This is a genomic window from Pseudomonas sp. 58 R 3 (assembly GCF_900006605.1).
GTDB lineage: Bacteria > Pseudomonadota > Gammaproteobacteria > Pseudomonadales > Pseudomonadaceae > Aquipseudomonas > Aquipseudomonas salomonii.
Window position 1 is genome coordinate 253,921 of the sequence record NZ_CVTT01000052.1, and the last position, 12,571, is coordinate 266,491.

The window sequence follows — 12,571 nt, forward strand, 5'->3', positions numbered from 1 at the left end:
CTCGTTTCGATAGGCTGGATCCTAGAGCGTGGCGTCAGGGAGTGTCTTGCGCGCGTGCACGCAGAGAAATTTGTTTGACGTAGGCCTTGGGCGATTGCCCGGTGTGTTGGCGGAACGCGCTGTAGAACGCCGACAGCGAATTAAAACCGGCGGCAAACGCCAGGTCATCGACCTTTATCGGCGGCACGGCCTTGTCCAGCGAGGCCAGCAGGTGCTGGAGCCGAGCCTGGTTGACGTAGCGGTAGAAGCTCTGGCCCAGCACCTGGTTGAGCAGGTAGGAAATCTGATTACGGCTGTAGCCACACTCATTGGCCACACGTTGCAGGTCCAGCGCCGGGTCCAGATAGGGTTGCTTGAGTTCGAAGTACTGCTGCAGATCGTTGGCCATATGCCCCAATTGCTGGGGCGACAAGCCCAGGCGGCTGACCGTCGGGCGCAGGGCTTGGGCCGGCTGTTCATGCACCAGGGAGGCGTACTCGTTGACGCGCCAGATCAACCCATCGCGCACGGTGATTGCCTCACTGGTGCGAAATGACACCAGGCCCTGGCCGCCGCGCAGGGTAATGCGGTACTGGATAAACGCGGTGTCACCGTCGGCGCGAATGCGGTCGATGTGCTCGATCGCCTCGTCGGCGCCACGCGGCATGCTGGCCTGCAGATACTCGCGCAACTCGGCCTGACCCACCACGCGGTTTTGGAAGAAGTCGTGGTACTGAATGTCGGGGTGGTAGTAGGACATCACGCCCTCCAGGTCGCGATGGCGCCAGCACAGGTGATGGCGCAACACCAGATCGCCGGTGGCTTGGGTTTGTTCGCACTCTTCACTCAAAACGGGCTGCATGGACGGCTCTGCGGCGGGAATGCCTGGGAGATTGCCGAATTTGCCGGCGGCATTCAATGGTCAATCGGAACTTCTGACTAATGGCCTTTTGCCTAGTCACGAGTAAGACATGACCCATGTCATATAATCGCGAAAGAACTGCCGAACGGCCCTTAAAAAGTCAACGCGCGCTTGCGAACGAATGCTATTTTTAACCTCTTGATGCCACGACCAGTGAAGGTCATGGCCCCCTGCCGCGAGCTAAAGGAAGCGCTCAATGAACAAGGTGGGCAACATGAACAAAGTGACATTTCCCAATGCCTGCCAACTGATGCGCTGGCACTTCCATCCGATGGGCTTCGAGGGGAGCATGGACGCCCCCGGCAGTATGGTCGCACGCCTGTTCGACCGGGCCAGCGGCGAGACGTTGATCGCGATTGCCGGCATTCCTTGCGCCACGGTGATGAATGCGGCGGATGTGGAGCGCATTATCGAAGCGGTGGAGGATGAGCTGGAGTGTTTTGTGCCGCCGCTGTCGTTGCGGGCGTGACGCTCATTTATAAGCCGATGACTATCTAATGTGGGAGCGGGCTTGCTCGCGAAGGCGTTTTGTCAGTTGATACAGCTGTCACTGATACTCCGCTTTCGCGAGCAAGCCCGCTCTCACAGTGGGAATTGTGTATAGCTGCTAGCTGCGCCGATCATCAAAAAACGCCTTTCGCCCATCAACCCGCTCCGAAGCCCTTGGCACGTTCACGCCCTGGCCTTCCGGCTTTTCCACATACCAATAGCAATGGCTGACCGCGCGGGTAATGCCGACATACGCCAGGCGCAGCACTTCGTCTTTCTGCGCGGTATCGTAGGGTTCGCTGTCGCCGTCCTTGCCCAGGCCCGCCATGCGGTAAACCTGGTTTTTGTAAGGCGAGCTGGTGACGTGCTGGCAATCCCCAAGCAGGAAAACGGCGTCCGCCTGCAGGCCCTTGGCACTGTGATAAGTCAGCTGTTTAAGCCGCCGGTCCTGTGGCGGCAAGCTGGAATCTACATTAACTACAGACTGAATATGCTCTTGAATCAATAACTTATCGCTACTTTTTCGATAAAGCATTAGCACTGTATTGCCGCGTTGATAGTGCTCCAGCAACTGTCGTCCCAGTGCGGCGTCGTCCCGCTCCAGTACCACCACGGGCTGCAAAGCCTTGGGCTCGCCACTGGCTTTGGCCTTCTTGCCGGGGATAGCCGGGGCTGCGCGCACCACATGTTCGGCGGCGTCGATGATGTGCTGGTGGCTGCGATAGTTCTCGCTGAGCATCACACGGGTGGTGCTGGGCGACGGGAATTCCTGGTTGAACGCCATGAAGTACTGGGGCGAACTGCCGCGCCAGCCATAGATCGACTGCCAGTCATCGCCCACGCACAGCAAGGAGGAGCGTTGCGCGCCACGCCCCACATGCATCGCCGGGCCACGGCTGCGGATCTCGCGCAGGCTGGCGCGAATCCACGAGACGATCTGCGGCGATACGTCCTGAAACTCGTCGATCATCAGGTGCGACATCGGCCGCAGCAGCGGATCGCTGAGCAGCTTGAGGTTTTCCGGGGTGTTCTCACCGAACAGCGAGAACATGCGGTTGTAAGTCATGATCGGCGGCGATTGATCGAGCAAGTGATCTTCCAGGGCCTTCCAGAAAATGCTCAAGGCTTCAAAGTAGCCGCGGTCCGGGTCGTCCTTGGCGAAGCTCATTTGGCCAACGGCCGTGGGCACATCCAGCCCGAGGTTCTCGATAAACCCGGCGGCCATCACGAAACTGTCCAGCAGCGGCGCAGAGGCCAGCTCGCCCTTGACCTTGTAATCAAACCCAGGCCCGGCGCTGGCGTCGCCCGCCAGGCTGCTTAAAAGGCGCCGTGATGACTCGTAGTTATCTAACCATATCAATGATTTGCGACAGAAAGCTTGAAAGAGGGTGCGCTTTACCGCCCATTCGGCCCGCACCGAAAGCTTTGAATTGGGCCGGTTGATCTGAGGGTTTTCCCGTGGATCAAACCCCAGCACCACCCAGGCATCCAGATCCGGGATGTAGCCGTGGCAGTGAAATTGCGCACCATTGATTTCGAAGGTCTGGCGACTCGGCTCTATGCCCTTGATCGGCCAGGCGCCGGCGCGAAACCACAGGTCCTCGATCACGTCGCAAAGTTCTTCATCGCGCTTGGCCGCCAGTTCGGTGACAGCGATGCGTTTCTGCACGTCGGGGTGGTCGCGCTCCAGCTCCTTGAGTTGCAGGCCATGGCGAGCCAGCGGTGCGATCAGCTCGCGAAAGCGTGCGTGGCGGCCATGCAGCCGGTGATAACAGGTATTCATCTGTTGGCGCTGGGCGTCGCTGATACGCAGGTCGAAGGGGTTGCTGTCGGCATCCTCGAAACCGCTGCTGAGGTTTTCAAACGCTTGCAGCCGTTCGAAGCCTGGCAGGCTGCGCACCATCGGCAAGATGCGTGAATGAAAGGTACGCACCACGGCCTGAGCTTCTTTGAAGTCAAGGGGCAGGCCCCACAAACCGAGAATTTCCATGAGCTTGTTGATGAAGTCTTTGCGCGATTCGCGGGTGAAGGTCACCACGGTCATGGAACTCAGCTCAAAGCCCAGGTAGTGGGTCAGCAAAAGGATGCGCAGCACCAGCGAGGTGGACTTACCCGCGCCGGCACCGGCAATCACCGAGGTTGAAGGGGTGTCACTGAAGATCATCTTCCACTGCGCGGCACTGGGCTGGGCGTGGGCCGGCAGCAAACGTGCTACGTCAGCCTTCATGCGCTTTTTGACGTCGGCCGTGAGCGGCAGGCGCCAATCGTCGAACAGGCTGTCATCCACACCCGGCGCGCGGTGCTCGTCGGGGCGAAAGTCGCGGATCAGCAACACCTGGCGGCCTTCCTCGATGCCGTCGGCCTTGCCCTCGCGGTAGCCATATTCCACACCGGCTTCGTGCCCGCTGCGAAAGCCGTCCGCCTGGCCGTGCAGCCAGGAAAACCGATGCTGGGCACGCAAACGCGTCAGGCCATGGCCAAACAAACGGGCGGCGAGCCGTTTGAGCAGGGGCATTTCTGCCAGGGGACGCAGTTCGGGGGGCAGATCAGGCGTTTGTTGCGGCACGCGGACTCCGGCGATGAGGTTGGTTCTGGCGAAGGTGCCATGGTCGCCGGAATCGGCGCACAGTTCCAGCCAATTGCTTTGTTGTCATGCAGTTAGGCGATGAAGTAAAAGTCAAAACGCCAGCAACCAATCGAATAAACTGATTGGAATCCGGCATTTTTTACGCTTTTTATCGATCATGCGCTGCTGGATGATAGCCACCATCCACAGGAGACCCATCATGCTCGAACTTCGACCTTTCACTTCCCTGGGCGGCGCCCATCATGGCTGGCTCGATGCCCATCATCACTTTTCCTTCGCCGAGTACCACGACCCCAAGCGCATGCACTGGGGCAACCTGCGGGTGTGGAACGACGACATCATTGCGCCCGGCACGGGCTTCCCGCAGCACCCGCATCGCGACATGGAAATCATCACCTATGTGCGTGAAGGTGCCATCAGCCATGCCGACAACCTCGGCAACAAAGGCCGCACCGAAGCGGGTGACGTACAGGTCATGAGTGCCGGCACCGGGATTGCCCACAGCGAATACAACCTGGAAGCCACGCCGGCCAAGATCTTCCAGATCTGGATCATCCCGAATGAGGCCGGGCTGCCGCCGTCCTGGGGTGCCAAGCCATTTCCCAAGGGCAATCGTGAGGGCTTTGTGACCCTGGCCAGTGGCAAGGCCGGTGACACTGAAAGCTTGCGCATTCGGGCAGATGCACGCCTGGTGGCGGCTAACCTGAAGGCTGGGGAAAGCGCCGAGTATCGGCTGGACAGCGGGCGCCGTGCGTATCTGGTGCCGGCGACGGGGGTGATTGAAGTCAATGGCCTGCGTGCGCAAGCGCGAGACGGGGTGGCGGTTGAAGATGAGCAGGTGTTGCGGGTAACAGCGGTTGAAGACAGTGAAATCGTCTTGGTAGATCTGGCTTAACAAAAAACAATGCGGGAGCGGGCTTGCTCGCGAATACGGTGGTTCAGTCAATATATCCAGCGACTGACACACCGTATTCGCGAGCAAGCCCGCTCCCACATGGTTGGATCTGCGGTGTTACTGAGAGATGGCGCCGTCTACCAGCACCTGCGCCTCTTGCACCAACTGCTTGAGGTGGTCTTCACCCACAAAGCTTTCGGCGTAGATCTTGTAGATGTCCTCGGTGCCCGATGGCCGTGCGGCGAACCAGCCGTTCTTGGTCATCACCTTCAAACCACCGATTGCCTGGTTATTACCCGGCGCATGGCTGAGGATCTGCTCGATGCTTTCCCCGGCCAGTTGCGTGGAAGTGACCTGCTCAGGCGACAGCTTGCCCAGCAGTGCTTTCTGCGCCGGGGTCGCCTTGGCGTCGACACGAATCGCGAATGGCTCGCCCAGCGCATCCGTCAGGCCACGGTAGATCTGGCTGGGGTCCTGGCCTTTGCGCGAGGTCATTTCGGCAGCCAGCAGCGCTGGGATCAAGCCGTCTTTGTCGGTGCTCCAGACCGTGCCGTCCTTGCGCAGGAACGAGGCACCGGCGCTTTCTTCGCCGCCAAAGCCCAGCGAGCCTTCGAACAGGCCATCGGCAAACCACTTGAAGCCGACTGGCACCTCAAACAGGCGCCGGCCGATACGCGCCGCAACACGATCGATCAAGCCGCTGCTGACCACGGTCTTGCCCACGGCTGCATCGGCGCGCCACGCTGGGCGGTTCTGGAACAGGTAATCAATCGATACGGCGAGGTAGTTGTTCGGTGCCAGCAGGCCACCGGATGGCGTCACGATGCCGTGGCGGTCGTGGTCCGGGTCGCAGGCGAAGGCGACGTCGAAACGCTCCTTGAGGCCGATCAAGCCTTGCATCGCATAGCTGGAGGACGGGTCCATGCGGATCTGACCGTCCCAGTCCACGCTCATGAAGCGGAACGTGGAGTCGACCTCAGCGTTCACCACGTCCAGGTTCAAACGGTAATGCTCGGCAATCGCCGACCAGTAGCGCACCCCTGCTCCGCCCAACGGATCCACGCCCAGACGCAGGTCGGCGCTGCGGATGGCGTCCATGTCGATCACATTGACCAGGTCGGCCACGTAGCTGTTGAGGTAGTCATGGCGATGGGTGGTATCGGCCTTGAGCGCCTGGGCGTGGGTAATGCGTTTAACCCCGGCCAGCTTGTTGGCCAGCAGCTCGTTGGCCTTGGCTTCGATCCACTTGGTAACGTGGGTGTCGGCCGGGCCGCCATTGGGCGGGTTGTACTTGTAGCCGCCGCTTTGTGGCGGGTTGTGCGACGGCGTAATCACGATACCGTCTGCCAGGCCGCTGGTACGGCCACGGTTGTAGCAGATGATGGCGTGGGAAATGGCCGGGGTCGGCGTGTATTCATCGCCTTCGGCCAGCATCACGTGTACGCCGTTGGCGGCCAGCACTTCCAGGGCGCTGGCGCCTGCGGGGGTCGACAGCGCGTGGGTGTCCAGGCCGACGAACAAGGGCCCGTTGATGCCCTGGGCTTCACGGTACAGGCAGATGGCCTGGCTGATGGCAAGCACGTGCCATTCGTTGAAACTCAGCTCGAACGAGCTGCCACGGTGCCCGGAAGTACCAAAGGCCACACGCTGGGTGGAGATCGCTGCATCAGGCTGGCCGGTGTAATAGGCCGTGACCAGTCGCGGGATATCCACCAGCAATTGAGCTGGCGCCGGCTTGCCCGCAAAAGGACTGATTGTCATGCATAAACCTCGAAGAAGAAGGATTCGGAAAAAATGACAGTTTACTGAGAGTTGGACTACTGCGCGACGGTATTGATCCTACAAGCCACAGAGAAGTTTCATGCATTTAGCTGATCTGTGCATCACGCAGCGCCTCGCCCACCAATGCCAGGGCACTGTCCAGGTTGGGCAGCCCGTGGAAGGTGTTGCTTAACCGCAGATGCTGGTGGTGCAGGCCGCACACGCTGAACAGCTCACCGGGCGCCATGACGACCTGACGCGCCAGCAGGTAGTGGAAAGCCTTGCGCATGTCCACCGCCCGGGTGACGCCCAACCAAAAGGTCGCCCCGCCCGCCGGCATTCGGTAAGTCACTTGATCACCCAGGTGCTGGCCCAGTAGTTTGCTCATTTCGCCTGCCTGCTCCAGCAGCAGCCCGCGCAAGTGGTGCAGGTGCTGGTCGATTTTGCCGCTCAGGTACAAGCGTGCAATCGCGCGCTGGCGAATGGCGGACAGTCGGAACGAGCGCAGCAGGAACTGTCGCTGCAATTCACCGCTCAAGTGCCGCGACAACGCGTAGCCAAACGGCGCCTCTGGGCCGAGTATTTTCTCGAAAGAGGCAAACACCACCAACCGCTCAGGGTTGACCAGGTCGCGCAGGGCAACCGGTGCCGGCTTGAATCCCAATTCGCCGCAGGTGTCGTTTTCCAATAGCCAGCAATCGTACCGATCGAGCAGTTGCGCCACCGCCTGGCGGTCTTGAGGCTGCAAGGCAAAGGCGGACGGCAGGCTGAGCGACGACGAGAGCACGAGCAGCTGCACCGACTCGTTACGCAGCATCCCTTCGAGCAAGGCCAGCTCCAGGCGGCCATCGTTGCCCCAGGGCAGCTCAAGGATACGCACCCCGGCATCCTGCAGCAGGCGCAGGATTGACCACTCGCAGGGCGATTCGACCACCACCGAGGCGCCGCGCAAGCCCAATACCTCGATAAGGATCTCGAGCACACCGCGCACGTCTGCGCCGATGTACACGTCATCAGCCTGCCAGCAGCGGGTCGGTGACGAAGTGTAGCGAGCCGCCAGCGCCGCCCTCAGCTCCCACACCCCGCAGGGTTGCGACCAGGGCTGCAGGTGCCCTGGATATTGACGCACCAGCTCGCGCTCGAGGCGCAGCAAGGTGCCGTCCAGTGAGGCCAGCAAGGCCGGTTCATCGCCGCTGAGCACGGTCATGCCCGGGCGCCGGGACGCCATATAGAGGCGTTCAAGCAAATCCCCGCTGGGACACGCCACTGGGCCACCGGCAAGCGGCCAAGCGTAGTATCCCGACTTGGCCACCGAATACACCCTGCCCTCCTTTTCCAGCAGCGAATACGCATACTGGATGGTGGAGATCGACACATTGAGTCGCTGGGATAACTGGCGCAGCGACGGCAGCTTTACGCGCGTATCCGTGCTGACCTCGTTAATCAGGTTGATCATGTAGCGATAAACCGCCTGATAAGCAAAGTCAGCCTGCCGTGCGCCCCGCAGCGTCATCGCCCAGACAGCTGAAAGGCCATGCCGTCACGGGCTTGAGACCTTTGCACGGGTGCATTGTGGGCACCGCGAAGGGCCAGGTTCATCGGCCGCTTGCGGTACAGATGCTGGAGCAAAGGCAGCGGCAACCCGCTGGCATCGGCGACCCATTGCTGCAGCATCTCGGCTGCCGGTTTGCCCTGCAAGACCTTGTGCAGTTCAGGCAATGCCACCAGCATGCCGGGGTGGCACTGACGCAAATAGCCTTCCAGCCGTTCGCCGTGATGAATGAAAGGCGAAAACAGCAGGCAGACCAGTTGGTTCTCGTCCAAGCCGAAAAATTGCTGGGCAAGGCTGCTCGCCAACGCCCGCTCCCCGCGATCGGCCACCTGGCTTACCAGCTCTTCGGGCACCCGCCGACGCCGCAGGTAATTGCGCGCCTGCTCGAGGAACTCCTCGACACCTTCCTCGTAATGCAGCTCGCGCAGGCATTCGGCTTGCAGGCCGCGCAGGTGCGCCATCAACGGTGGGTTGGCAAAGCTTGGGTGGCTGAAGTGAAAGCCCAGCAGATCTGGCGTATAAGCCATGAAATCGACGAGCAACGGTGCACTGGCGCGGTCGATGCCTTCAAGCAAGTCGGCAATACCGATATAGGCCAGGTGCCGATACCCTCCCGGGCTGACGTCAGCCTTGGGCACATAGTGCTCGCCGTAGAGGTCACGGTAGAAATCGCCGCTCCACTCATCCATGCGCGTAAACAACCCGCCAAGCGACGTCGGTTTACCCTTGGCAGCCTTGACGGTTTTAGCCTGGGCGGCTTTTTTCAGCCAGGCCAGCAGTTGGCTCTGTTTGCGCGCGGAGTCGCCACTGACCAGTGCGTGCACGCCACCGTTCCAGGCGGTGACGCGCTGATAGAAATCCCCCAGTGCCAGGTAGGCATCGTTGCACAGCGTGGCGCGCACATCGCCGGAGGTCAGATGCCCCACCATCAACATGTTGCGCTGGTGAGCTTCACAGCCGCGACTGGAGGCCGGGCGCTGATGGTTGAAGGGCAACACCTGTTCGTTTTCGACCATCAACAACTCGACCCGGTCGTCATCATGGAAAAACAGCCGGCTGTAACCGCGATGAATCGCCTCGAGGGTGTCTTGCGTCATACCCGCGTGGCGTAGCGTCGCCACCCGTAACTGGAAGGTCCTGGGCGCACGCGCGGCGATACTCAACTGTGCGGCACGCAGTAACGCCAGGGTGTAGCTGCTGACTTCACCACCGCCATGGGCCACCAGCACTTTGTAATCACCCACTTGTTCCATGCCGCCGGCGGCCACGACAATACGCTGAATCAACAATTGAAGTGCAGTGCGCTCCGCGCGTGTGAAATACCCAACCAAGCGTTGTTGAACTTGCTGGTAAACATAATTCATGGCCTGCTCGTGAATAGCGCTCATAGTTCTACTACCTGAGTTGAAATATCAGTTCAAAACAACTACCGAGCGTAGTTGCCCGATCTATTGCATGTGTAAGAAAGTTGCCTGCGGTGCAGTGTGTGCGACAGATAAACACTAGCACCCGGTTACAAATCGATAAGTGCTGCTCAGGCGGCTCGTCTCCCAGCATCTTTGGGTCGAAAGCGCCGTACCACAGCATCCTGGCGATTGGCAGCAATGCTCCTAGGAATATTCAGACAGGCTCCTACAACGCTTTAACCTTGAATTCAAAGATCCATCTGACAAATAAAAATTGTCAAACTTAAATCTCCAGTCATGCATCGTTTGAAATCCGCCCTTGGAGGGCCGACCGCCTCGCGTCCTGGCAGAGGCTGTAGCACTCGTAGTTGCAGGAAGTGCCCGCTGATGAATCCGAAAATCATTCATAACTCAGTCCTTGAGTTGAAAGTGAAGTGCCAATTATCAGGGCTGAAATAATGATTAACAGATACAGAAGCTGACCAAAAAGCAGTTCAGATAATGACGGGGGCAAATGCGCAGGGCGCAGACACAACAACGCCGCGCTGAATTTCAGGGCGGCGGCGGGGAAAAGGGCATCGTTTGCGGGACCGGACGGCCGTTGCGCGTTTCAGACAACGCGCGGATTCAACCCTGTCATATGGCGCATTTGCCCCATGCGCCCAGGGTTTGCAAAACTCATTTACGAATCTTCCTACACCTCAAACAGCCTCAACCTGCAACGCAACACGCTCGCGGCACGGGCATTCATCCATGTAACGGTGCGCTTCTACAAACTGGTTGAAGGCAAATACGGTGGTTTTCAGTGGCACCAACACGCGGTCGGCCGTCAGTTGGTTGATGTCACGCAATGCGCGTTGCAAGGCAACATGGTCCTGAATGATGCCCAGTTCCGGCTTGCCGGTGAAGTTACCGATACAGTGCACAAAGAACTGGATGTTCTTCTGGAACGCTGCACAGGCCGGGAACGGCGTCTGGTTGCCGCCTTGCAAACCGTAGAGCACCAGGCTGCCACGGGGCGCCAGCACGTCACCGAGCATCGACATCTGCGGGCCGCCCAAGCCATCGAACACCACATCCACGCCGCGGTTATCGGTGAACTTGTTGATTTGCATCAGCAGGTCCTGCTCTTCGGTGACGATGACCTTCTCGGCCCCCAGCGACAACAGGTACTCACGCTCGGCGCTGTCCTTGGTGGCGGCGATTACCCGAACACCCAGCGCCTTGCCCAATTGTACAAACGAGGGGCCGGCACAGTGGCTGGCGTCGGTCACCAGGGCAAACTGGCCGGGTTTGACCCGCGCCAGATCCATATAGGCAAAGTAGGCGATCAACAGCGGCGTGTAATGCACGCTGGCTTCAATCGGGCTCAGCACATCCGGATAACGGGTCAATGCCGAGCGCGGCAATACGATTTGCTCGCCATATACCGGGTAATCATTGGGGCTTTCGGCCGGAAAACTGGCGACTTTATCGCCTACCGCCAAGTCATCCACGCCCTCACCGAGGGCCACCACCACACCGGCCATCTCATGGCCAAGGCCGGACGGCAAGCGTGCATGGGAGGACGCCAGGTTCTGGCGCCACAGAATGTCATACCAGCTGATGCCAATCGCTTCGACACGCACCTGCACTTCGCCCGGTGCGGGCTGTGCGGCTGCATGCTCTTCGCATTTGAGCACCTCGGCCGGACCAAACTTGTGAAAACGGATCGTGCGGGACATCGCAAACCTCGTCAAAGTAACCTCTAATGCCATGAACTCTATCTGGGCTTTCCGGGTAAGGCCACCGGTCGCCATTAATAGTCGACATGTCTGTCATTGATTCCGCAAGTGAGGCATTCACCTCAAGTATCGTAGGAAAACTCAATTATCCGGTGCAGAGTACCAGCCTTTCCCCGTAAGATTCATGCCGGTCATTGTTTACATGTGGCCGCTCACGTCAAGTTTGCTGACTCTTCCAGGACACAAGATGAACCGTAACGACCTGCGTCGTGTCGACCTTAACCTCTTGATCGTATTCGAAACCTTGATGCATGAGCGCAGTGTGACCCGCGCTGCCGAGAAATTGTTCCTTGGCCAGCCGGCCATCAGCGCGGCGTTGTCGCGCCTGCGCGGGCTGTTCGATGACCCGCTGTTCGTGCGCACCGGGCGCAGCATGGAGCCGACGGCGCGCGCCGTGGAAATCTTCGCCCTGCTCTCCCCGGCCCTGGACTCGATCTCCACCGCCGTGAGCCGCGCCGCCGAATTCGACCCGGCCACCAGCACCGCAGTGTTCCGTATCGGCCTGTCCGACGACGTCGAATTCGCCCTGCTGCCGCAACTGCTCAAACGCCTGCGCGCCGAGGCGCCAGGCATCGTGCTGGTGGTGCGCCGCGTCAACTACATCCTGATGCCTGGCCTGCTGGCCTCCGGGGAAATTTCCATCGGCGTGAGCTACACCGCCGACCTGCCCGCCAACGCCAAACGCAAGGTGCTGCGCCGCAGCCTGCCGAAACTGCTGCGCGCCGACAGCGTACCCGGCTCCTTGAGCCTGGACGACTTCTGCGCCCGCCCCCACGCCCTCGTGTCCTTCGCCGGCGACCTGAGCGGGTTTATCGACGAAGAGCTGGAAAAACTCGATCGCAAACGCCACGTGGTATTGGCTGTACCGCAGTTCAACGGACTGGGCACATTGCTGGCGGGCACCGACATCCTCGCCACCGTACCGGACTACGCCGCCGAGGCATTGACCGCAGCGGGCGGGTTGCGCGCCGAAGACCCACCGTTGCCGGTGCGCACGTTTGAGCTGCATATGGCGTGGCGCGGGTCGCAGGATAATGATCCGGGGGAGCGGTGGTTGAGGTCGAGGATTCAGATGTTTTTTGGGGACCCTGAGAGTCTTTAGGCGTTGTCTGGCAGGCTGTTCGGCTGATCATTTCTGCCCTTACACAAACCATGGAGCTCCATTGACTTCCAGTGGATGGCTACATTGGGGGCAC

9 protein-coding genes are annotated in these 12,571 nt (G+C 60.0%); 3 read left to right on the plus strand and 6 right to left on the minus strand.

Annotation, left to right across the window (positions count from 1 at the left end):
- Positions 1 to 34: 34 nt before the first annotated feature.
- Entirely contained in the window at positions 35 to 841 is an 807-nt protein-coding gene (locus BFP92_RS14995; RefSeq protein WP_065930102.1) for a helix-turn-helix transcriptional regulator, read from the minus strand.
- Between the two features lie 256 nt (positions 842 to 1,097).
- Here BFP92_RS14995 and BFP92_RS15000 point away from each other — a divergent pair, with 256 nt between their 5' ends.
- Positions 1,098 to 1,370: a DUF1652 domain-containing protein gene (locus tag BFP92_RS15000; protein ID WP_026013572.1), complete on the plus strand. Its 273-nt coding sequence runs from the start codon at positions 1,098 to 1,100 to the stop codon at positions 1,368 to 1,370.
- Between the two features lie 138 nt (positions 1,371 to 1,508).
- Here BFP92_RS15000 and BFP92_RS15005 read toward each other — a convergent pair whose 3' ends face one another.
- Positions 1,509 to 3,956 carry a UvrD-helicase domain-containing protein gene (locus BFP92_RS15005; protein ID WP_065930103.1) on the minus strand — a complete coding sequence of 816 codons (2,448 nt, stop codon included), beginning with the start codon at positions 3,954 to 3,956 and terminating at the stop codon, positions 1,509 to 1,511.
- Positions 3,957 to 4,176: 220 nt separating this feature from the next.
- Between BFP92_RS15005 and BFP92_RS15010 the strand changes: the two genes are divergently transcribed.
- The gene (locus BFP92_RS15010; protein ID WP_065930104.1) at positions 4,177 to 4,872 is read left to right on the plus strand and encodes a pirin family protein; all 696 of its coding nucleotides are present in this window, start codon (positions 4,177 to 4,179) and stop codon (positions 4,870 to 4,872) included.
- Positions 4,873 to 4,989: 117 nt separating this feature from the next.
- Here BFP92_RS15010 and pgm read toward each other — a convergent pair whose 3' ends face one another.
- The 4 genes from pgm to BFP92_RS15030 form a co-directional block, all read right to left on the minus strand.
- Positions 4,990 to 6,633, minus strand: a complete 1,644-nt coding sequence (gene pgm, locus BFP92_RS15015) for a phosphoglucomutase (alpha-D-glucose-1,6-bisphosphate-dependent) (RefSeq protein ID WP_065930105.1) — start codon at positions 6,631 to 6,633, stop codon at positions 4,990 to 4,992.
- 106 nt (positions 6,634 to 6,739) lie between these two features.
- Positions 6,740 to 8,146 (minus strand): GntR family transcriptional regulator, encoded by a 1,407-nt coding sequence (locus tag BFP92_RS15020; protein WP_065930106.1) that lies wholly within the window; start codon positions 8,144 to 8,146, stop codon positions 6,740 to 6,742.
- Positions 8,143 to 9,573, minus strand: a complete 1,431-nt coding sequence (locus BFP92_RS15025) for a hypothetical protein (RefSeq protein ID WP_065930107.1) — start codon at positions 9,571 to 9,573, stop codon at positions 8,143 to 8,145. The genes BFP92_RS15020 and BFP92_RS15025 overlap by 4 nt, the downstream gene beginning before the upstream one ends.
- 719 nt (positions 9,574 to 10,292) lie before the next feature.
- Entirely contained in the window at positions 10,293 to 11,315 is a 1,023-nt protein-coding gene (locus BFP92_RS15030) for a zinc-dependent alcohol dehydrogenase family protein (protein ID WP_065930108.1), read from the minus strand.
- Between the two features lie 247 nt (positions 11,316 to 11,562).
- On the opposite strand from BFP92_RS15030, the gene BFP92_RS15035 reads away from it, so the two are divergent.
- Complete coding sequence (locus tag BFP92_RS15035; RefSeq protein ID WP_065930109.1) at positions 11,563 to 12,477, plus strand: LysR family transcriptional regulator; 915 nt, start codon at positions 11,563 to 11,565, stop codon at positions 12,475 to 12,477.
- The last annotated feature ends 94 nt before the right edge of the window (positions 12,478 to 12,571 follow it).